A 19,636-nucleotide genomic window follows, 5' to 3' on the forward strand; every position below is an offset into this window, starting at 1 on the left:
GATGTTTAGTCATGCACTCCAGTGCGTTAAGGCGGCGATAAGGAAAGAGCCGCCGTTAACGAGGGAAACCCCCGCAAGGCTTGCCCACCCAAACCAAGGCCACGGGCTTTTTGTTTCTCTCGCTTGCCTGGCAAAAATCCAGAAAAGAAACAGGAAGAATGCGGTCATGGCCCCGAGTTTTTCTGGATCGTTAAACTGGATAAATTCAGTATAAATTAGAAATTTCTCAACAATAAATGGCGTCAGTCCTGCCGAAAAGCTATTGTCCACGCATAATACTCCATAAAATTTGCGCCATTTTCGCAGATAAAGAACTTTTTCCCCATTTCAAGCGATGATCCGCGCCTCAATGCTTTTTTCTTCTGCCTTTTCGAAAGGCGATCAAAAGCAAACAGAGACCTGCGATATAAGGCACTAGTGACGATACTGCTGACGCGACCGGGAGCTTTTCCGCCAGCGTCATTGCAGCGATGAAATAGGTGGGCGGCACCAGCATGAGAGCGGTTATGCCGAGCCAGCGTTTGACAAAGAGGATAGCGTTATATTTCATCTTAAGCTTCCAACATTTACATCCAACGGTTCAGTCAGCGTGACATAAGGCGGTCAAATGCCTGTAGCCCGTCTCGCTGAATCTCTTTGCACAGCTCTGCCGCTGTTCCGGGCAGCCGCGATTTGCGAAGGAGCCTTTTCTCTGACCTTCCGCGATGCTGGACGTATATGGCTGCGTGGTACCAGATCGTGACGCCGTTGCTGTCTTGCTGCTGGACTTCAAGCACCTCGACATTAACCGTCAAACCCCGGATTTTCGTGATCGTCTGCTTCATGGGAAATCCTCGTTTCTATTTGATTTCATTGAGGATTTTGTAGCATAAATGTGGATTCTTGAGAATCCTTACGGCGGGAAAGATGTCGCTTATGGGATTCTAGCCGTTAACGGATTTGGTTGGATTTTAAGGGTTTTAGGAGGAGATCGTTTGCCTCGCTCTCGGCGGTAGGTAGGGGTTGACAGGCATCGGGCGGCATAGGCTCTTTACCCGCCTTGGCCAGAATGGGCATGGCGGTGACCGAAGGTCATAAGAGCCGCCCGATGCGCTGTCACCGAGCGAAAGGGTTCCGTGTCTATGCGGGAGTGCCGGTACGCGAAGCGTATCGACCAGAGACACGCGGCTCTGGTCGAAGGCATGGAGCATCGACACGGAAAAGAGCGAGGCTACCCCTGCCGGACTGCGCTCAGCTTTATCTTGCCTTCCTTCTGCAAACCGCTGGGGATCATCAGAACGGCGAGCGACGCAATTCCGTAAGAAAGTGAGAAGTGAGCCATATCCCAAATCGAAAACTGGCTGCTGTTGGCCGAGCCCATCAACGCCGCCATCTGCCGGGATGCGTTGTACATCTCATACACCGCGGCAAGTAGCTTACACAGGACGTAGATTGCCGCTGCGACTGCGAAGACAAAGCCAACGATTTCGAGAAGCCGCATCTACGGTCGGAGCGGAGCTGCGAACAAGCTTCCTCCGTCCTTCAAAGCCCCCATTTTTGGAGGGACTTTTCTGCGTTGACGGGGTCCATTTTAATTCGCAGGACCGTTTGCCGGGACACGCCAGCGAGCTTCGCAATGGTCGATGCCCCAGTGCCAGAAGTCAAGTGATCGCAAATGAGATCAAAAGTCGCGCGATCATAGCTCGGCTTCTTACCGAGATATTTTCCATCACCGCGTTTTGCCGCCTCAATTCCAGCCTTCTGGGCTTCCTTCATGGCTTCTGCCTGAGCCTGGGCCATGGCAGCCATAAATGAAATAAGGCTATCGCGAACTGCCTGTTGCATCGGGTCTGAAGTCGATCCGTCGAACGTCATCCCGTTGATGACAGTGCGGATCACGACACCTTGCCGGATGAAGTGGCGGATTGCGTCGGTCACGTCACTGTAATTGCGGCCAAGACGGTCCACCCAGCGGACAACGAGGGTATCGCCCGCCCGAAGCTTATCGAAAAGCCGCCTTCCCTGGGGACGTTCAGCAAGACTCGTGCTGATACCCGATACGCCGTGGTCGGCAATTACTTCGTCGATGACGAAACCGGCGGCCCGAGCTTGGGTGACCTGATGGTCTAGATTCTGGTCTGCGGTGGAAACGCGTGCATAGAGAATGATGGGCATGGGGCCTCCGAACTGTCCGATTGGGTAGTGTTCGGAGGCTCGGGCGTCCGGATGCAAGCAACAACCCTTACGGACGTCATCTGCGCTGCCGTGGCAAACGTCCGTGAGGGCATACCCTGTCGGCCCAGGCGTCTACTTGACAGTGCCGTCTCGCGCCATGCGAACCTTTCATCACATTCGTCACAGCTACGCAGGGATGAGAACCTGTGACGATTGCAAAGTGCAAAATATTGTGCTCATTATCCGCTTAATGCGAAATGCAGAGTCGGAGCAACAAGGAAATTCCATGATCACCGATGAGCGTAGGTTCGAATTTGAGGCGGCGATACGGCGCGATGTGCCCCGCAACGTATTCGTGGAAGTGAAAGAGCAGTTTCCACGTGCCGCTGAGCAGGCAGACGCTGCTGTAAGAAGTTCGCATGGTTCCGTCACCAATGGTGTGACGCTGTCGCGACCAAGACAGAGCAAAGCGATTGGTCTCGTTCGTCATCAGATTACTGATGAAGTATTCGAGCAGGTCATGCTGCGAAACGGAGGTGAGTTTATCAAATCCGTACCAGTCGAGTACAAGCCTGACGAGGTTAAAGATGCGCCGGTGCACCTGACCACAGGACTGTTTGGTCATACAATGGTCGGCTTTGCGTCGCATCGAGAGCTTGAGGATGCACCCGTTAAAAATGCGTCTAGGCGTGCACTGTGTTACCAGAACAGGGGCTTGTCGCCGGATTTTTTCCACCCGCCGGAAATGTTCAGTGATCGGAAACGATTGGTCCTCATCATGGTAAGGCGTGACCCTGCGATCTTGGGAAAAATAGCTTCCATGACTGTCAGCGTATTGGACAGCAAGCTGGAAACTTTCCTCTACCAGTCTGACATTGAGGATTTTTTAGCGGGCTACGGAACTGCTCCGGTAACTGGAAAGGCTCCTCCGGTTCTCAAGTCGGTCGCTCGTAGTTACAAGGCATCGCGCGGCGAGAACGCGGCAATGAAGAAAGACTAGTGAGTTTGGGATGGAAAGTGCGTAGCGGAGTACAGAATTTCGTGGGTGCCAAGTTGGCGGAGGCAAGACAAGCGAGAGGCATCACCTCGCGAAAAGCCTTAGCTGACTTGATGCAACGTGCGCCGAGCACAGTCATCAGGTGGGAAGATGGTGAGACCTTTCCCGAACCGCAGGCGCTCTCCGAGTTGGCGGCCACGCTCAATGTTCCGGAAGATTTTTTCCTCACCTTACGGTCCGGCTCAGCTGGGCCCTCATTTTTTAGGTCATTCGCGGGGGCCTTGAAGGGCGAGAGGCTTGTGCAGCAAGTCCGGCTGGCGTGGTTGCAAGATGTTACCGCAGTTGCGGAGCACTACGCTTATCTGCCAGCGGTCGATATTCCGGATTTATTGACGGGGCGTAATTTCAAGACGTTGCGAGAGGATGATTTTGAGGGGCTAGCCCAAATTGCCAGAGAGCATTGGGGCATCGGCCTGCGGCCCATCGTCGACATGGTCGCGCTGATGGAGCGTATTGGAGTGGTGATCGCCAGCGAGGCAATGGAGACTGATCAATTAGATGGATTGAGCAGGTGGGGTTCCGATGGTCGGCCCTATGTGCTGCTGGCCAATGACAAGCAATCTTACGCAAGGAGGCAGTTTGACGCCGCCCATGAACTAGCCCATTTGCTGCTCCACAGAGCGGTAACTGAGGATGAGTTTGAAGACAATTTTAAACTCATCGAAGATCAGGCACACCGGTTTGCGTCCGCCTTTCTCCTCCCTGCCAGTCAGTTCTGTGCCGAGATCGATACCGCAGCAATCTGGGAGCTAGAGCGGCTGAAATCTCGATGGCGGGTTTCTATCAAAGCGCAGATAATGCGACTACAACGCCTTAACGTGCTAGATCGTGGCGCGGCCACGAGGCTATACAAGATTTACAGTGCCAAGGGATACTCTTCAAAAGGGGAGCCCTTCGATGACACTTGGCCTTTGCAACAGCCGACACTCCTTGCCGACATTTTCAAGGCTATCGTGGATGCCGGGCAGGTCAGTAAGGAGGCGCTTTGCCAGGACCTTCCCTTGTTCCCACATGATGTGGAAAGCTTGACCGGTCTGTCCGCTGGATGGTTGACGATGGAGACCGCTCGTGTGGTCGCGTTAAAGCCAACTGCCGTTTCGCGACCCGGGAAGGCTGATGCAACGGGTAGCAATGTTGTGCCCATAAAGCGGCGATAGGAGCTTGTGGCCCACAGTTTGATGCCTCGAACTTCGACGACATCGCATTCTAATACTTCCCGCTTAAACGGTTCGTGTTCAATAGATGCTTGTTGCCTGACCGCCCAGCGTCATCCTTTCACTCGCTCCTCGGGAGCCCAGAAGACAGAAATCGGCTTGTGTCGGACAAAGAACTGGCGTCCGTTATTCGAATGCGGCTCTCGCGACAAGAATTCGATCTTGTCCAGATCGTGCTTTAGCTTTTCGAGATTTTCTCGCTTACCCGCAATATGCCCAATCCAACTCTCCAGCACTTGATCAATTCGCTCACAATTGCAGAAAATCAAAAGCCCACCTTTGTCCTGAGCAGGTAAGCAAGTCGCGTAGCGCGAGAATAGCTGCAGATATCCGTCTTCAATATGGGCGTTTTGCTTGCCAGTCACCAGCTTCGCCTCACCGAGCCAAAGTAGATCAACACCTTCCTTAATAACAATGTCGCAGTGGCCACCTACAGTAGAGTCATGAGAGGCATTTAAACCAATGCCTTCTAGCCTTCCGATCATAAAGATGGAAAGCTGATCCTCGGACTGTTTTTGAAGCTCCTTGGGATACCTCGCCATTGTAGAGACGCATGAATCGATTGCGGCATCTACAATCGCGTAGAACTCATCGGCATCCTTCATACCTCCGGCACGCAAATTCATCAGCCGGTACTGCAGTTCCATACCGGTAGATAAGGAAACTATACGAAGCTCCTCCAAAGATGGCCTTTGCTGGCCTGCGGCATCAGTCATCTTCAATTACTACGCTCGAAGTATGGATAGAGGTGCTTTCTAAAATCCTTGACCGCCTCTCCAGAGTTTGGGTCTACTAGGAACCCGTGACGGTGTGCTTCCTGCAACTGTTCGGGCGATATCTTGTATTCGTCGCCGTTCACGTTTTCATATACATAGAACACGTTTAGCAGATGCACTCTTCCTGAGGTCAAGGTGGCGACGCATTGAAGCAGCCGACCGTCCGCTGGCTCTACCTCTCCAAACTTTGCAAGCTGGCTGTATGAAATGTATTTGGCCTGACTGGGGCTCAGCGCTACGATATTTTTTGCAATGCTCTTGGCGACGTCGCAAGCGGGATCATCCGCTAGTATCCGGTCAATTTCCGCAATCGGCTCTGAAGCATCAACGCTCATAGTCAGAGATAGCTCTCAAGTTTTTGCTTGATCTCGGAATATTCCTGGGAGTCGCTACACTTACGAATTGTGGCCGAAAAGAGACCCGGCGAGGTGGATGCTGCCATTGTTGCACGACCGTCAAGGAAAAGCTCCGGGGAGCTGAATTCGCCGTGTTGGCCAGCAAGGACCCACCGAACTCCAATCCGATATGGTTCTATGTCTGCCGCCAAGGCAGCCTTGCCGTTAACATGATACACCTCTTTTCTGAGGCAAGCATCTCTATCGCGCATCTTCTCATGTTTCGTAGAACCGGTCGAAGTCGCAAATGCCAGTTCGATTATAATTCCTTCGTTCGAATTGTCATAGATTGGTTTAATGGCAGGGAAGAGATCAACTGGCGCAATTAGGGCCTTGGAACCCGATTTTCCATGGACATCAGCGTAAATTTTCTGGTGTGCATTCGTCACGGCCTCTTGCGTCTCATTTCCTAAAAAGTCGGCCCGAACCTCAATGACCTTGCCCTTATGGGGAACCCAAACAACGTCATACGCCTGAACTTTCCGATTATGTATGCCAATGATTTCTTCGAAGTCACCAATAGCCTGCTGGGCGGCTTTGGGTAGCGATTGGACACTAAGTCGTTGACGCTCATCCTTCTTTCTCACCGAGGAATATATCGCGGCCATCCCGGTGGGGGTCTGATGCACATAGACTAAGGCCGGGTCGCTCAAGGACGCTTTCTGCAATTGCTGACCGGACAGTGGCAGCGGGAGGAAAGGAGCATTTTTGAACTTCTGATATTGAAACCTTAGGTTGTCGACGTTCGCCTTCCCAAGATTGTAGAATCTTACAGATTTCTCTCCGGAGGAAATATGATCTAGATATGCTGTAACGAGGCCGTCAACGTCGGCCACGCCTTTGTGACTCTTGACGGCTTCGATAGTGTTCTCCCACCCATGCCCGATAGGAACCTGATGCTTATGGAAGATTTTCTTTGCGACGTACCACGGCGCTCGTTCCTGAAATACTTCGATCAGCTTCAGCAAACGAGCACTCGGATTGGAATACGGCGTTCCTGCATTGTAAAAAAAGAAAAACATTGGTCCCCCTGAAATTCAATCTCAACAGCAAACGTGGTGCATTGTCCAGCCCCTCCTTACCTCACCAACACGTTTCAGGGTTGCGTTTCAGCAGCTCCACATCGGAAGGTGTATTTCGAGTGTTCGCGAATCGGTTATCAACATAGAAACAGCTCTTTTGGGGGACCCATGGCAAAGCGTGTAAGCGTGATCAATTTCAAAGGAGGCGTCGGTAAGACGACCTTAGCTTTCCAGCTGGCAGCTGGCCTAGTTCGATATCATAAGCCCGCACGAGTTCTGGTTGTAGATATGGACCATCAGAGCAGCCTTTCAATCGTGTGCTTAGGTGCAACAAACTGGAACGCCCGCGTTGGTGCAAACCTGACAGTAAACGAAATATTCAAGCCCTTTGTGGGTCAAAACCCTTCAATGCCAGGAACGGGCATTGTCAGCGGTACGCAACTGAACCCTGTACACTACACCAATCTCAAGGTCGTTCCGGCGAGTTTGCAGCTTGACGATATTGAGATTGAGCTGACTGCATCTCACCACGGTAATGCCATCCACTCTGAATGGGATAAACGCACTCTGGTGTGCCGCTGGCTGGAAGAATCTGGTGTCGATGCCATGTTCGATTACATTATCTTTGATTGCCCGCCAGCGACCAAGATTGTCTCGCAAAACGCTATCGCAGCGAGCCATGGCTTCATTATTCCCGTTATCCCTGAAGCCGTAATGGAGCGCGGAGCCCCCCATCTATACAGCATGGTTCAAAACGGCATCGACAAGAGGCTGAAAGCGCTCGCATCGATGGGTACCCCACGTTCAATGCATGTCCCTGACACAAAGCTCGCCGGGGTTGCAATAACCCGTATCAAAACCCACGGGCCCGCCGCTTCTGGCTACACCGATGATCATACACAGCACCTGACCTCGCTTCAGCGATATTGGACGGGGAATCTGGTGACGCCTTATATCGAAGATGGTACAGGTATATCTCAAACTTTGGCCGAAGGCGTTCCCGTATACGACCGGGGCTCAAACCAAAATATTGGCGGTCGAGGACTTCATACTATGTACAGGGACCTCACTGCAGCGTTGAAGACGAGGATTGATGCACTGTGAATAAAAAGCCTTTCCAACCTCGTGGCAGACTGAAAAAGCCCCTTACAGGGGCTGAAGTGGGGCGCTATCTAAAAAGCCTAGCGCTTCTTCAACGCGATCCTCGTATGGGGAACCTGGAACTAAGTGAAGCTCTTATGAGTCTGGGAAAGGCGCTTTTAGAGACCAAATCTGCTCCCCTCGAAAGGGTGATTGATGACATCACCAAGAATGACCAGGGGTTCCTTCCAGAGCTTGCGAGTTTTCGTGGCCTGACTTTGGAGGATGTTAGGCGTTATTTAGATCGCTCGACGACGCAGAAGGGTGAGCTTGTCACTATTGGTACCGAACGATTTGGCATCGCGAAGTCGAGGTTAGAACGGTTGCCTCGCGAAGAGGTGGTTGCCGCATTGCGTGCAGCATTGGAGCACGAAGAATCTCTGAACATTATTTCTGAGGAAGCTAAACGAGGCGGACAATTGCGGTCTTCTTAGTCGCGACTGAATTACTGACCCGGTTCCAGCGCTTGGGCTTATTTGGCCCCGTTTTGTATCCCGGACTGCGCCTCCCAAACGTGGTCCGGATCGAAATCGTAAATGTTGACATATTCAGCATTTGGCGTACACAGAAACCAGCTCGATATTGTGCACGTACGCGATATAAAACGTTGTTTTCGTTACTGATCTAGGCTTACGCCGAGGTGCCCGCTTCTTCCCTCCAGGCCCACCCAGCAGCTATTCATTTTGCTGGTAGTCCTCGACGCTGCATTCATTGGTCTTGCTCGCGTCGCTGCAGTTGACGGCACAGGAAAATGCTCCCAACATTTTTCCATCGGCGTAATTTGGGACTTCAGATGGACAATATCGAAGATTGCAGGACCGCACTGGAGCAAGTCGAGCGGGACATCATCACTGCTCGCTGGAGATATCGGTCAGTAGCGGAGCACATCAGTGCGCTTTTCAAAAGCGGAAGCGGCGATGCCGAAATCCGAGCCGGATTCTCCGACGCGAAAACGGTCAAGGCACAGCTCGACGATCTATATCAGGCAGCTGTTCCACTTCGAATGCAGGTTTACGCTGTGAGCGATTGACGCCGACAGTTTTAGGGCCGAGCATTAAAAAAGACGCCGTCACAGGGCTGGAACCCTCGGGCGTCTTTTTAATCACTGTTTCAAAATAATGAACGACAGAATGTTTATTGTAAAGCCCCCATTGACGACGAAGTGAGCGTCGGGCTGGGAGATACCCCAGCCCAACAGACAGATTTCCTCGCCCCCGCCCGTCAACAAAATTGGCTTGATGGAACTGGGATGGTCGGGTTCGAAAGTCGCTATGAAGAAGCTCGCCGCCGTAAGCGCGAAGCACGTGAAAAGCGGGGCAGTACTAAGGGTGAATTCAGCGAATTCGCGCTCGCCGCAAGTGAGCAGAACGGTTTAGTAAAGAAGCGCTTGGAAAACGGCTTCGAACTGCCCTTTGCACGTGAAATCGGCGGGCGAACAAGGCAGCCATTCCGGGAAATGGGCCTGCGATCCGAAAATAACGTCGTCCTAAAATATTTTGTGACACTCGTGCCGAAGGGTGGAGACGCCCGCGCGTCAGACGACAAAGCCACTCTAGCAGTTCAGTGCACATCCAAGCTGCTGACACTCGACTATGCATACATTGAACTGAATAGGGATTTTTTGGCGGCGCTCCGCGTCGATTGCGACGGCATTTTTCATACACCAGCGGCATGTCTTTTTCGTCTGACCGAGGCCGTTCGTGACGGCCGAATCCCATGTCTCCCTCACATAATCGTCGGCGACTTGCAGGACGATGGCCGGTATGCTCGGCCTCACTTTGTATGGCTGCTGCCGTACGGATCGGCAGTATGGCGTAGCGACGACGACCGGTGCCGTCAGAAGCCTATCCGGCTCTTCGACGCCGTTGCACGGGGTCTCGCTGCCGCACTGCTCGATCTTGGCGCGGACGCGGCTGCTCCGACCATGACCGGGCGCATGAAGAATCCGCTGAGTCCGTTCTGGCACACGGTCACGCCGAACGGTGACGTCTGGCCGACGCTGTCTGAGTACGCGGAATATGTGGACACCAGCGCCAGCCGTGCCGTCCTCGCACGGGAGGCGGCGGCAGTGCAATCCGGTCTCGGTCTGACAGCATCGAACCGGCTGTTCGACGCGCTGCGCACGGAAGGCCAGCGGCTCCTGGCCGAATGGCATTTCGGAGCCGACGCCCGGATGCGCGGTAGCCGCGCGGCTATGGCCGACGATCTCCACGAAGCACTGGCCGCCTTCGCGGAGAAGGCGGGGCTGGGCGAGGACGGCGTCAGCTACGTGACGGGTAAAGTCGCGGACTACCTCGCCTCGCACTTCGACGCCGCGAAGCTCGAAGCACCGCGCCGCGTCCGTGGCCGACTGCTCGATGTCGTCGATGGTCTGAAGACGGTCATTGAGCGACAGTCGGCGGGCGGACGGTATTCCGGCGCGGCGAAGGGCGCGGCAACGCTCCAACGGCTGCGTGAAGCCCACGAACAGCTTGTCGCGTCCGGCGAGGCCGTGACGCGGGCGTCGCTAGCTGCGGCGGCAGGCGTCTCTGTCCGGACGGCCACGGCGCGGTGGAGTGAGATTGTCCCCTATGGTGATACGCAACCGGAGAGCGGTGAAAATAGGTGTATAGATAAAAAGGGCGCTGCTCACTTTTCGGAGGCAACGTCGGCCAGGTTCGATCCCGCAAAACCAGATATGTCGACAGTATCTGCGGAGAACCTCCCGGGGCCGCACGCTACGATCTGCTCCTACTCCAGGGAGGACGGGGTCAACGATGGAAAATGCAGCCCACTATCGCAAACGTTGCGCTGATCGCAGGGGAACGGGTGCGCAAGCTTGACAAAGCATTCGGTCAGCGGAGTGCTATCAAGCCGATCCTTGATGAACTTGCTGCTACGTATGGGATTCGGTTGACGGAAGCGCAAGCATTGCAAGCGGCCCGGTCGGCGTCGGGCTGGATGCGCGACTTCGAGGAGATCATCCCCGGCAGATGGCTGTCGGATGAGGAGAGCGCGGCGCTTGGGCTTCCGATCGCGGCATAGCGATCGGCGTATGGCCTCCCCGACCATAAAGGGGTTCGCCGGAAGGCTCTCGATGAAATCGTCCCTCGGAAGAGCATCCATGGAATGGCCGACACTTACGAAGTAAGTGGTAGTCGGTCACTACAGCTTTGCCGACGGCTCCTTCTTCCTTTCCGCCGATGGCTTTTGCTCCCAACATTTGACACACTTACGCGAATCACGAGAGATTACGACCCTCTGATTGGGTTAGGAGACTGTAGATGGCTAAAAAACCTTCTAGTGACGGCAAGTCTGATCGAAGCGCCGTGACTGGTCGCTACGTCACTGAGGAGTATGCGAAGAAGCATCCAAGGACGACGGTGAGCGAGAGCCGTCCAAAGCCGCCACCGCCGGGGAAGAAGGGTAAATAGCTACTGATAGAACCCAGATTGCAACGGCTATTAGGGGTGATGACGCCGACAGCATTGCCCCTAGTGAAAGCAGCTTGCCGTTTTGCTCCAAGAAGGCTGCGTTCTTTTCAATATTCTCTTGGTAGTTCTGCGCCTCGCCCCATAAAACCTCACTCAAAGGCTGATGAAGCACGCTTTCCCAGCAGTGCGGGTGCGTTCCTGGGAAATAGAAATCGACAGGCCTAGCTGCCCATAGACAAATGCAGGCGCCAACTGCCATGAGAACCGAACCCGATAAGCCCGCGAGCAGTATGGGGAATTCCGTACTTTTGTCCCAATACGCTATCGCTCCAGCTGCGATCGCGGCGGCGACCGACGCGAAGAAGGCAGCCATAGTCATTGCCCTCTGGTCTGAAGCTAGCGCGGATTCAAATTGAGCCTGCAAGTAAAGCTCGCCTTGGTGCAGAACCTTCTCTGCCATATCGAGCGGTACGCTTTTTTCAGGCATAATGTTCGAAGGGAAGTCGTTCATTTGTCACCTCATAAGAGGCCCGCTCATTTGAACTGACCCCATTAAGTTGGACGGTTTAAAGGCAAGGCAGATTTAAGGATTTGTCGATTTGCTTCTGTTCAATCTTAATCATCCGGAGAGATGAAGGAGCAGTGTCCATGGAATCATGCGATTGGCGAAGCGCCAGCTACCCCAGGAGTTCAAATACGAGTTCGTTGATCTCCTGACCCTCCCCGGTCGCTTCGAGATGCGCCCGGATATGCCGTCGTGTAGCCGCGAAATGCAGATCGGGATCGATGGGAAATGCCGCGACAATCTCTTCCGCGCTCTTTCCGAGTTCGGAGAGGCGGCGATGCGAGGCAATCTCCGGATCGTATTTCGGAATCGGGACCTCCCATACGTGCTTATGGATATCCCGCTCGTCCTTCCCATAGGACATGAATGGCCGCACCATCTCTGTCGTGACGGGGGCGTTCATGACGGCGCACAGATAGTCAGCCTCCTCTTCAGTTTCCATTGATGCCCAATAAAGGCCGCTCGCGATGATGGCCCTCGGCTCCTTCACTTTGGCAGCCATCAAGTGCATTCCGGCTCGGTTGTAGACGATTCGGAGCGGAGGGGTCGGCAGTTGCTTGGACAGTTTTGACTGAAAGTCCAGCTGCTGCATCAGAGTCAGGCGCTCGCTGGATCGATGTTCCATCCAAAGCGCTTCGGCGCGCTCCCACCACTGACTGAGGCCGGGGTGAAGATCGATCTGGGACGACGGTAAGATGCCGCTCTTCCGGCAAGGGAGTACGACCATCTGCGCCGCGCCTGTCCGGTATGGATAGGCGTTGTCTCCGGTAAAGAATGGGCGGATGAATTCCGTCTCCACCACGCCATTCAGGTCTGGAAGCAGTTTCCAGGGCTTGTTTTCCTGCACGCTTCTGGACGACTTAATGGCCTTGCGTCCGGCTGGAACGCCGAGCGACGTCGCAGGCTGCTCCTCGACTACGAAGGCTATCCTCGGAGCGAAGATCGCGCCTTGAGTGAAGGCAGGATCGTATGGCGATTTCGCCAGCTGTCCAATATGCTTGACCTGCCCCGGCTTCCGGCTCAGGGTCTTGCTGGCCTGCGTCCAGGGCAAATTCGACCCTGACAATCGGCCGCTCCAGATTTCCGCCTCCAACGGCATCTTGCGTCCGGCCCATGTGCCTTCGCCTTCCTTTGTCTCCCTGGTGTGCTCCTCGCGCCTTCCAAACACCACGGACGCAGCTCGCGGAAAGAAGTGCGGCCGAATACGCCGCAAGTCCCACGAAGGGTCGAAGGCGATGGCGGCATTACCGGAACCGTCACCGTAGTAGCCGCTCCGGAAGCCTGAGTAGTGCTCCCGGTCGATGGCGGCATTCGGGAGCACCAGTCCGAACCTGCCCTCGACCTTTAGATAAAGCTCGCAGGCCCTAACGGCGAACAATCCAGACAAGTCTTGATGGGTCGAAAGTTCACCGCCAGCCCACAGTCCCCGCGCCTCGCTCATCGCGCGGAAAGTGGCCTGCATATCTGACGTCATTTTGCGGTAGGCGAGCCACGGAGGGTTCCCGACCAGAACGTCGACTCGGTTCTTTGGTCGCGACAACCAGAGCGGTCGGGCAAGGTTTCTGACGTAATAGCCCCAGATGTGGTCACGACCCTCGTCGTGCAGTCGGCACATAGTTTTGAACGTCGCCTCGATCGTCGGCTTAAACTTATCTGGTATGGCGAGGCGCTGAAGAACTGCATTCAGTGAGGGCACCGCCGACCCCGGCTTGCGTGTCGAGGCCTTGTTGGCCATCTCAGTCACGAGGTCGTCGAACCGGGCGGCGTTATCCAAAAGCCCATCGGGGAAGGATAGTTCGTTGCCGAAGAAGTCCTTCTTATCGTCCGTCCGGATAGTTAGGTTCCCGGCAGCCCACAGATCGGTGTTTTGTTCCTGCCATTGAAGACTGTCGCCAAGATAGACTGGGATGCGAATGGTCCCTCGATTGGGATCGACCAACCTGTGCCTGCCTATGGCGAGCAAGTAGGTGACACGGGCAAGGGTGACGGCCACCGGATGAAGGTCCATGCCGATAACGTGCTCCGTTACTCCGTCAATCAACTCTCCCACTGGCATGCCTTTTGCCTCGGCCGCCGCGATGTATGTTCGGATCGCATGGAAGAGAAAGGTTCCAGAGCCACACGCCGCGTCCAACACTCGGGAATGAAGGGGGTCGACGACAGTTTCCTGGACGACAATGTCGGCGAGCCAGTCTGGAGTGTAATACTCGCCGAGACGCTGTCTGGTTTCGGTTCCGATGACGCTCTCATAGAGCACCTTCAGTACGTCCTGTTCAACTTTGCTCCAGTCAAACCGCGCGAGGCGTTTTGCTAGTGTTCTGACAAAAACATCTCCTCCCTCGATCTCGACGACCCAATCAAAGAAGTCCGACTCGACCACCCCGTGAATTCCGCTTTCATCAAACTTATCGCCTGCCAAAAGTGCAGCGGGATTCAGTGATTGTATGGGAAGGCCCAGGACCGCATGAGCAATAGTCTCGGCCGTATTGACGAGGAGCGTATGTTCAACAAACAGCTTGTCCGTATCTTCGAATGCAGTACCGAGAGCGGATGTTAGAAGCCGTGACCACAGTGTCCGTTTCAGTTGGACAGTCGGGTTATTCTTGTTCTGTTCGTAAAGCGACGACATCGTCGCCCAATCCAACTGGTAGGAGCTGCTCCCGGAGCCTAGCCTCATCTCTATATTGCGAGCGGTTGGGGCGATATTCTGCGCGGTAGCGAGTACGCCTTCCAACCAGACAGTGAACCTCTCCATGTCGGCTGCTGACGGCTCGACCGTGATCACCGATACCTCTCGCAACTTGCCTTCAACGAGGTCATAGCAAAGCCATTCTGTGCCGTCAGTCAACAAGCCTACATAGCGAAGGCCGGTTTGGTTCATCCGCAGTTCCACGTAGCCAGCTAGTTGTTCGATGGCGTCAGCTTTGACCTTTCCCTTTCGCAGATCGCGCTTGATCTCAATGACCGTCGAACCAACCTCGACATCGATGCGCCTGCGGTCTCCGGTCTGCGATTCAAGCGAGACAATCTTGACGTCGTCCTCATCCAGATTGAGCGGGGCGCTCAAAATGAACTGGCGAACGTCAGCCTGAATCTCGGACTCTGTCCGCTTATCGTTGCGCCTAGCTATTCTGTCGAAGATTTTCAGCAATGCCCGCCCCTATTAAATGCAACTCTTCCGATTCGCGGAGGACCGCCACTCCGGCACGAGTCTTATCCGTCGTTCAGCCCCGATAGCAACTCATCTTATCCTGACAGGCCGTGGTGCGACCTATTCGCTGCACTGAGTAAGCAACCGCAGTTTGTACACTTTTTACAACTTTGTCGTTTGCAGCACTTTAAACAATCCTGCGGAAAGTGTTCAACAGCGAGCTTGTCATGGGCTATCAGTTCGCCCACCTCGAAACCTATTCCCGTAAGGCGGACCCAAAAGGACGAAACGTCGATTTCGTCCTCTCCGAAGCCGCGCGTAATCCAGAAGCGTCTATCCATGTTGCCAATCCGATGCAGCCGACTATCGTTTACGGGGTGGAAATTGAAGCGCTCCGCGAGCTGCACGACAATGCCGCGGCGTGCGCTGCGATAGCGGTCAAGGGGGGAAAGGCTCGTAAGATAAGACAAGATCAGAAGACCTTGCATACTGTTGTTTGCTCACATCCTTACACAATGGAGGAAGTTCGCGCTGATTCCGCGAAAATGGCGGAAGCGTTGGAATGGGAACGGCGCACCGTCGAATGGCTTCGCAGCCAATATGGCGACGATTTAAAAAGTGTCATCCGCCATGAAGACGAAGCGCATTTCCATCTCCATGCCTACGTGATTCCGTTAGACGATCCCGAGTTCAAGGCGGCTCGATTCCACCCCGGGGTTGCAGCGAAACGTGAGGTCACGTCTCTTGGCGCTACAGACGGCGAAGACGGAAAGACTCTCTCGAAACGAGCTGATGCTGCTTACAAGTCCGCGATGCGCGCTTGGCAAGATTCCTATTATGAGGCTGTCGCCGTGCCGTGTGGTCTAACCCGTCTGGGCCCCGCTCGCCGACGCCTCAGCCGGGAAGGCTGGCAGCAGGAGAAGACGCAAGCAAAAGCACTGCAGAAGACGATAGCCAGGGCGAAAACGCTGAAAAAATCCGCCGATTCTCTTATCGATCGGACACAAGCTGAAGCCGCGAGAATTATTGCTGAAGCCAAAGGACAGGCAGCCGCAGCGAAGCAATCGGCTGCCGCCGCAGTTGCTGCTCAGGACCGCGCAATAAAAGAGCAAGAAGCAGCTCGGTTGGCAATGGCTGAAGTCCAGCGCTATTCCGGCTTTGCGGGGAAGTTGCGTGCGATTTGGGATGGCCTTCGGAAATCAAAGGTCGCCGAAAAAATCCGTCGCGAGCTTTCCTCAGAGCTAGAGCGCGTCCATAGAGCTCGCGAAGCTGCCGAACGGCAGCTAGGTGCTGAGCGACGGCGTCGGGCAAAGGCCGATAGCGCGACCTCCGCTATGCGCCGCTCGATCTCTGAAGTTGCGCAGGAGCGTGACCATGCACGCTCTCAGCTTCAGCTTGATGATGAGCCGGTACACCCGGCTCCGCCTTTTGCTCCGAAATTTCCTTCAAGGCACCATGGCAAGTCGCGTCGGTGAAACCCAACGCCTCAGCGCCTCCTCCGCTTCCTGTCGTGCAAGCGCTGGGGTCTGGGCATGTCCTTGGATGATGGTACCAGCGTCAGCCCCGTCCTTGTCATCTCTGAAGTCGAGTCTGTCTATGGTGTACGCGACACGCCCTGGCTGCCGCCACTGGACGGCCGTGGGTCTCATTTCCGCGCACTCGATGATGAATGCGGTGACGCGCTCGGTGACGTGTTTGTAGTCCACTTCGCAATACAACTCGCCGGTCCAATCGAATTTCAACTTACCCTTGCACAAGCTCATCAAAAACTCCAACAGCAACGTGAAACACCGTTGTTCATTATTTTCAATAAAAAACGATGTCAATACCGTGAATTTAAATAATAATGTCAACATTACGGACGCAAAATTATGAATATCGAGAGAATTTCTATGAACATAAAGTTGCAATGGATTTTTATATTCTTATGTTGCTTTCAATAACAGGACAAGGAATTCCCCCGCGCGAATTCCTTGCCCGCTAAATCTCTAAAATGTTGACATCATGTACACTGCGCCGTACACATCCGGCAGCTCATTAGTGAGTGTGTCCGCGATTTACAGGGCCGGATCGCTGCGTGGCAGGCGATTTCGGCGGCGCGCAGCGGGCGGTCCCTCCGGGCCCACCATTTCCGTCTTCGAACGTTGTTTTTGCGTCGTTTTTTCCTCGATATGTCTCACCGGCTCGATGAAAGTGGGACATTTTTGCGCGCCACATAGGTTTTGCGGCGCTCGAAACCGGCATCGATGATCCCCTTGGATTGAGCGGCTTCGTGTAGTGCTGCGCCATCTTGGAATCAGACCAGCCAAAGATCGCCATCAACTGATGTTCGGTCGCGCCGGCCCCGGCGAGGATGGTCGCGGACGCCTTTCTGAGACCGAGTGGTTTTTCCCGATCGGGAAATTTACAGAAGCAAAAGAGATTGCCATCAATAATTTTCCCGATCGGCAAAATATAGCCTCGAATTTGGCGGCTCACTGACCGATAAAAACTCGCGTCTGCAAGAGCGACCTCGGAACTTGGCCGAGCTTCAAATGAGCGGTGAATGCAGCTTTATTCTCATTTACCAACCTCACACATTTCAGATGCTTGGCCAACAAATCCGGCCGTCCTTTCGCGTTCGTTTTTTGATAGCTGCTTTGCTATCTGGCTTGGCGTCTTCGCAAACTGAAGATCTTTGCATTCCAAAAGCATGACACGGCCATCCGCGCTGAAAGATGCGCCTTCATTTATCGAGGCGGAATTTCCGGTTGGGCGACTTTCAGCAGAAGCTTACAAAGAGCGGAAAGCAATCATCGGTCAAACGTAAACGGGGCTGGGGTTCCTACTGGAAAGGCCGAAAGCCGCTTACGGCGTCGCTTTTGGCGCAGCCACGAACGATTTTGGCCTGACGATCCCCTTACTTTATTTTGGGTTCCAAATCTGCCACCGCTCTTGATTTCGTCGGTGTCAATGTCTAATTTGACTATATATGGTCACATTCAGATAGGAAGCCGCAATGTCAACAATCAGCGTAGCAGAGGCAAAGGCCGGTTTCGCCGCTCTGGTGGATGAAGCAGCGAACGGCGATTTCGTCACCATCACACGGCACGGCAAGCCCGCTGCGGTGCTTGTCAGCGTCGAGGCGGCGGAAGCTGCCAAAAAGGCTTTGAAGAAGCCACGGCCGAATTTCGGGGATTTCCTGATGTCGTATCCCGGCCCCGCCGATCTGGAACGAAACCCCTCGAAAATGAGGGAAATCGACTTTGAATAATGGCCTGCTGTTGGACACTAACATCATCAGCAAATTCTCGCCTGATAAAAAAGAAAAGCCATCCGACGCGGTGAAAGCGTGGTTCCATGAGCAAGGCGAAGCGGACGCGCTCTATCTGTCGGCAATAACCATTGCCGAAGTCGAGAAAGGCATGCGCAGCCTTCACAGGCGGGGAGTGATCGAAAGGGCCAAGCGTCTGAATGCATGGCTGGATTTCATCTTGGAATCGTTCGGAGATCGTATCTTGAACGTGGACCCCATCGTTGCCCGGATAGCCGGAGCGATGGAGGATATGGCGACAGCTAAAGGCCGTCATCCCGGCCTCGGTGATGTCATCATAGCCGCAACGGCTAAAGCTTACGGCCTAACCGTAATAACGGAGAACCTAAAACACTTCGTGCCACTCGGTGTGGCGGTCGATCTCCCGGCAGTCTTCAAACCCTGAAAACGATAATGGACGAGCGCTGCCGACAAGTTTGTAAATGGCGCTCACAATGCCAAGGTCTCGAAATCGGCCGAAAAGGGACCCAGGCGGCAATCGGCTAGCCAAGTCCCCGGAGGAAAGGTCCCGAATGCTTTGGTTTGCCCGTGACGAAGGCAAACGTTTGCTGTTCTTTGCAAGACTCCACGTCCATTCGTCAAGCTTTAGAACGGTTTTTTGACAGTGCTACGGACAGTAAGGCTAAAAAGCTTCTCGACGTACTGGAGTCGGTAAGCGCTCCCCGATCCGTATCTCAAAGGCATCTCGGAATCTCGCGAGTGATGTCAACGCTTCCGCAGGTACTCCAGAACGTCGATTGGCATTCAAATATTGGTGCCGCTTTTGCGTGAGCGTCCGGTGAGTGGATTTTGCTGAACGAGCCGGTTAGGCGATGTGACACCCACGCGGCTTGCCGGGCCGAATCCCAATCCAGCCGTCGCTCAGGTGTTGCCGCCCTAACATGGCAGCATCAGATAGCCGCAGCCCGGTAAACATGAAAATTGCCAGCGCCAGGCGCGCAGTAGTCCCCGGCTGGTGACAAGCCTCGTATTGCTCTGTCTCCTCAAGCGTCTATGTGTGAAACCCGTCGCCGGACTTAAGCCGCTTGGTGCCGTTACAGGGATGCGCCTTTGCCTCGCCAACCTCAATTGCCCCATCGAAAAGAGCGCTGATTGCCTTCACTATTTTGTTGGCCGCGCCGGGGGCATCTATGCGGGTGTCGCGGATCGCAGCCACATGCTTGCGCTCAAGATGCTCAAAGGGCTTGTCGCCGTGCTTGATGCAGATTGCATCTGGCACTGGATGCATAGCGGCGAGATCATTGCCCATACTCTGACCGACCAAGACACAGGCGATGCTTTTCAGGCGGACCACTGCTCGGCCAGATCGGGGTCCCGACCGGACAGATCACTGCTGACGACGCCTATGGCGGAAAGCCAACCTACGATGCCGTCATCAACCACAGCGCTGCTGCCCATCCGGCGAGGGGTCCCGCACCTGTGGGACACGGACCGCC

The 19,636-nt window shown here is 54.4% G+C and carries 23 protein-coding genes and 1 pseudogene; 12 read left to right on the plus strand and 12 right to left on the minus strand.

What is annotated here, in order from left to right:
* Nucleotides 1–9 precede the first annotated feature (9 nt).
* The 5 genes from BN1800_RS04340 to BN1800_RS04360 all read right to left on the minus strand — a co-directional run bounded on the left by BN1800_RS04340 (nt 10) and on the right by BN1800_RS04360 (nt 2,154).
* Nucleotides 10–270 carry a hypothetical protein gene (locus BN1800_RS04340; RefSeq protein WP_086994808.1) on the minus strand — a complete coding sequence of 87 codons (261 nt, stop codon included), beginning with the start codon at nt 268–270 and terminating at the stop codon, nt 10–12.
* A 76-nt stretch (nt 271–346) separates the two neighbouring features.
* Entirely contained in the window at nt 347–550 is a 204-nt protein-coding gene (locus BN1800_RS04345) for a hypothetical protein (RefSeq protein ID WP_086994811.1), read from the minus strand.
* Between the two features lie 34 nt (nt 551–584).
* Nucleotides 585–824 carry a hypothetical protein gene (locus BN1800_RS04350; RefSeq protein ID WP_086994813.1) on the minus strand — a complete coding sequence of 80 codons (240 nt, stop codon included), beginning with the start codon at nt 822–824 and terminating at the stop codon, nt 585–587.
* A gap of 386 nt (nt 825–1,210) precedes the next feature.
* Nucleotides 1,211–1,480, minus strand: a complete 270-nt coding sequence (locus BN1800_RS04355) for a hypothetical protein (RefSeq protein WP_086994816.1) — start codon at nt 1,478–1,480, stop codon at nt 1,211–1,213.
* A gap of 41 nt (nt 1,481–1,521) precedes the next feature.
* Entirely contained in the window at nt 1,522–2,154 is a 633-nt protein-coding gene (locus BN1800_RS04360; protein ID WP_086994819.1) for a recombinase family protein, read from the minus strand.
* A 286-nt stretch (nt 2,155–2,440) separates the two neighbouring features.
* Here BN1800_RS04360 and BN1800_RS04365 point away from each other — a divergent pair, with 286 nt between their 5' ends.
* Both BN1800_RS04365 and BN1800_RS04370 read left to right on the plus strand, forming a co-directional pair.
* Nucleotides 2,441–3,154, plus strand: a complete 714-nt coding sequence (locus tag BN1800_RS04365) for a hypothetical protein (RefSeq protein ID WP_086994822.1) — start codon at nt 2,441–2,443, stop codon at nt 3,152–3,154.
* A 17-nt stretch (nt 3,155–3,171) separates the two neighbouring features.
* On the plus strand, nt 3,172–4,368 hold the full coding sequence (locus BN1800_RS04370) for a helix-turn-helix domain-containing protein (protein WP_143533880.1): 1,197 nt from the start codon (nt 3,172–3,174) through the stop codon (nt 4,366–4,368).
* A 110-nt stretch (nt 4,369–4,478) separates the two neighbouring features.
* Here BN1800_RS04370 and BN1800_RS04375 read toward each other — a convergent pair whose 3' ends face one another.
* From BN1800_RS04375 to BN1800_RS04385, 3 genes are read right to left on the minus strand one after another with little or no spacing between them, the layout of a single operon-like run.
* Complete coding sequence (locus BN1800_RS04375; RefSeq protein WP_143533883.1) at nt 4,479–5,147, minus strand: hypothetical protein; 669 nt, start codon at nt 5,145–5,147, stop codon at nt 4,479–4,481.
* On the minus strand, nt 5,144–5,536 hold the full coding sequence (locus tag BN1800_RS04380) for a hypothetical protein (RefSeq protein ID WP_086994830.1): 393 nt from the start codon (nt 5,534–5,536) through the stop codon (nt 5,144–5,146). Before BN1800_RS04380 ends, BN1800_RS04375 begins: the two co-directional genes overlap by 4 nt.
* Nucleotides 5,537–5,538: 2 nt before the next feature.
* Nucleotides 5,539–6,618: a hypothetical protein gene (locus BN1800_RS04385; RefSeq protein ID WP_086994833.1), complete on the minus strand. Its 1,080-nt coding sequence runs from the start codon at nt 6,616–6,618 to the stop codon at nt 5,539–5,541.
* Nucleotides 6,619–6,786: 168 nt separating this feature from the next.
* Between BN1800_RS04385 and BN1800_RS04390 the strand changes: the two genes are divergently transcribed.
* From BN1800_RS04390 to BN1800_RS04410, 5 genes are all read left to right on the plus strand, one after another.
* A complete protein-coding gene (locus BN1800_RS04390) occupies nt 6,787–7,722 on the plus strand; it encodes a ParA family protein (RefSeq protein WP_086994836.1) in 936 nt (311 codons plus the stop codon).
* A complete protein-coding gene (locus BN1800_RS04395; protein ID WP_143533885.1) occupies nt 7,719–8,192 on the plus strand; it encodes a hypothetical protein in 474 nt (157 codons plus the stop codon). The genes BN1800_RS04390 and BN1800_RS04395 overlap by 4 nt, the downstream gene beginning before the upstream one ends.
* A gap of 359 nt (nt 8,193–8,551) precedes the next feature.
* Nucleotides 8,552–8,788: a hypothetical protein gene (locus BN1800_RS04400; RefSeq protein ID WP_143533887.1), complete on the plus strand. Its 237-nt coding sequence runs from the start codon at nt 8,552–8,554 to the stop codon at nt 8,786–8,788.
* A gap of 219 nt (nt 8,789–9,007) precedes the next feature.
* Nucleotides 9,008–10,552 carry a hypothetical protein gene (locus BN1800_RS04405; protein ID WP_086994846.1) on the plus strand — a complete coding sequence of 515 codons (1,545 nt, stop codon included), beginning with the start codon at nt 9,008–9,010 and terminating at the stop codon, nt 10,550–10,552.
* Complete coding sequence (locus BN1800_RS04410) at nt 10,522–10,782, plus strand: hypothetical protein (protein WP_086994849.1); 261 nt, start codon at nt 10,522–10,524, stop codon at nt 10,780–10,782. Before BN1800_RS04405 ends, BN1800_RS04410 begins: the two co-directional genes overlap by 31 nt.
* Before the next feature lie 300 nt (nt 10,783–11,082).
* Here BN1800_RS04410 and BN1800_RS41255 read toward each other — a convergent pair whose 3' ends face one another.
* Complete coding sequence (locus tag BN1800_RS41255) at nt 11,083–11,682, minus strand: hypothetical protein (RefSeq protein ID WP_179213749.1); 600 nt, start codon at nt 11,680–11,682, stop codon at nt 11,083–11,085.
* Between the two features lie 166 nt (nt 11,683–11,848).
* Nucleotides 11,849–14,887: an N-6 DNA methylase gene (locus BN1800_RS04415; protein ID WP_244564432.1), complete on the minus strand. Its 3,039-nt coding sequence runs from the start codon at nt 14,885–14,887 to the stop codon at nt 11,849–11,851.
* A 227-nt stretch (nt 14,888–15,114) separates the two neighbouring features.
* Here BN1800_RS04415 and BN1800_RS04420 point away from each other — a divergent pair, with 227 nt between their 5' ends.
* Both BN1800_RS04420 and BN1800_RS40140 read left to right on the plus strand, forming a co-directional pair.
* Nucleotides 15,115–16,362, plus strand: coding sequence for a plasmid recombination protein (locus tag BN1800_RS04420; protein WP_086994852.1), 1,248 nt, complete (start codon nt 15,115–15,117; stop codon nt 16,360–16,362).
* A gap of 57 nt (nt 16,363–16,419) precedes the next feature.
* A complete protein-coding gene (locus tag BN1800_RS40140; RefSeq protein ID WP_143533891.1) occupies nt 16,420–16,731 on the plus strand; it encodes a hypothetical protein in 312 nt (103 codons plus the stop codon).
* Between the two features lie 193 nt (nt 16,732–16,924).
* Here the strand turns inward: BN1800_RS40140 and BN1800_RS42215 are convergent, their stop codons facing one another.
* Nucleotides 16,925–17,365 carry a site-specific integrase gene (locus BN1800_RS42215; RefSeq protein ID WP_244564433.1) on the minus strand — a complete coding sequence of 147 codons (441 nt, stop codon included), beginning with the start codon at nt 17,363–17,365 and terminating at the stop codon, nt 16,925–16,927.
* 520 nt (nt 17,366–17,885) lie between these two features.
* Between BN1800_RS42215 and BN1800_RS04435 the strand changes: the two genes are divergently transcribed.
* Nucleotides 17,886–18,140, plus strand: a complete 255-nt coding sequence (locus BN1800_RS04435) for a type II toxin-antitoxin system Phd/YefM family antitoxin (RefSeq protein WP_027508666.1) — start codon at nt 17,886–17,888, stop codon at nt 18,138–18,140.
* On the plus strand, nt 18,133–18,585 hold the full coding sequence (locus tag BN1800_RS04440) for a type II toxin-antitoxin system VapC family toxin (RefSeq protein WP_244564434.1): 453 nt from the start codon (nt 18,133–18,135) through the stop codon (nt 18,583–18,585). The genes BN1800_RS04435 and BN1800_RS04440 overlap by 8 nt, the downstream gene beginning before the upstream one ends.
* Before the next feature lie 606 nt (nt 18,586–19,191).
* Here BN1800_RS04440 and BN1800_RS41260 read toward each other — a convergent pair.
* Nucleotides 19,192–19,419 (minus strand): hypothetical protein, encoded by a 228-nt coding sequence (locus BN1800_RS41260; protein ID WP_425298960.1) that lies wholly within the window; start codon nt 19,417–19,419, stop codon nt 19,192–19,194.
* Between BN1800_RS41260 and BN1800_RS40145 the strand changes: the two are divergent.
* Nucleotides 19,404–19,595 (plus strand): annotated as a pseudogene (locus tag BN1800_RS40145) (transposase); the annotation flags it as partial. The gene BN1800_RS41260 and the pseudogene BN1800_RS40145 sit on opposite strands and share 16 nt — an antisense overlap.
* Nucleotides 19,596–19,636: the final 41 nt, after the last annotated feature.

Source organism: Rhizobium sullae, from assembly GCF_900169785.1.
GTDB lineage: Bacteria > Pseudomonadota > Alphaproteobacteria > Rhizobiales > Rhizobiaceae > Rhizobium > Rhizobium sullae.

Bases quoted from the DNA above. Each gene is read 5' to 3' on its own strand.
- BN1800_RS04345 (WP_086994811.1), bottom strand. From the start codon at position 550: ATGAAATATAACGCTATCCTCTTTGTCAAACGCTGGCTCGGCATAACC.
- BN1800_RS04350 (WP_086994813.1), bottom strand. From the start codon at position 824: ATGAAGCAGACGATCACGAAAATCCGGGGTTTGACGGTTAATGTCGAG.
- BN1800_RS04355 (WP_086994816.1), bottom strand. From the start codon at position 1,480: ATGCGGCTTCTCGAAATCGTTGGCTTTGTCTTCGCAGTCGCAGCGGCA.
- BN1800_RS04360 (WP_086994819.1), bottom strand. From the start codon at position 2,154: ATGCCCATCATTCTCTATGCACGCGTTTCCACCGCAGACCAGAATCTA.
- BN1800_RS04365 (WP_086994822.1), top strand. From the start codon at position 2,441: ATGATCACCGATGAGCGTAGGTTCGAATTTGAGGCGGCGATACGGCGC.
- BN1800_RS04380 (WP_086994830.1), bottom strand. From the start codon at position 5,536: ATGAGCGTTGATGCTTCAGAGCCGATTGCGGAAATTGACCGGATACTA.
- BN1800_RS04385 (WP_086994833.1), bottom strand. From the start codon at position 6,618: ATGTTTTTCTTTTTTTACAATGCAGGAACGCCGTATTCCAATCCGAGT.
- BN1800_RS04390 (WP_086994836.1), top strand. From the start codon at position 6,787: ATGGCAAAGCGTGTAAGCGTGATCAATTTCAAAGGAGGCGTCGGTAAG.
- BN1800_RS04400 (WP_143533887.1), top strand. From the start codon at position 8,552: ATGGACAATATCGAAGATTGCAGGACCGCACTGGAGCAAGTCGAGCGG.
- BN1800_RS04405 (WP_086994846.1), top strand. From the start codon at position 9,008: ATGGTCGGGTTCGAAAGTCGCTATGAAGAAGCTCGCCGCCGTAAGCGC.
- BN1800_RS04410 (WP_086994849.1), top strand. From the start codon at position 10,522: ATGCAGCCCACTATCGCAAACGTTGCGCTGATCGCAGGGGAACGGGTG.
- BN1800_RS41255 (WP_179213749.1), bottom strand. From the start codon at position 11,682: ATGAACGACTTCCCTTCGAACATTATGCCTGAAAAAAGCGTACCGCTC.
- BN1800_RS04420 (WP_086994852.1), top strand. From the start codon at position 15,115: ATGGGCTATCAGTTCGCCCACCTCGAAACCTATTCCCGTAAGGCGGAC.
- BN1800_RS40140 (WP_143533891.1), top strand. From the start codon at position 16,420: ATGTCCTTGGATGATGGTACCAGCGTCAGCCCCGTCCTTGTCATCTCT.
- BN1800_RS04435 (WP_027508666.1), top strand. From the start codon at position 17,886: ATGTCAACAATCAGCGTAGCAGAGGCAAAGGCCGGTTTCGCCGCTCTG.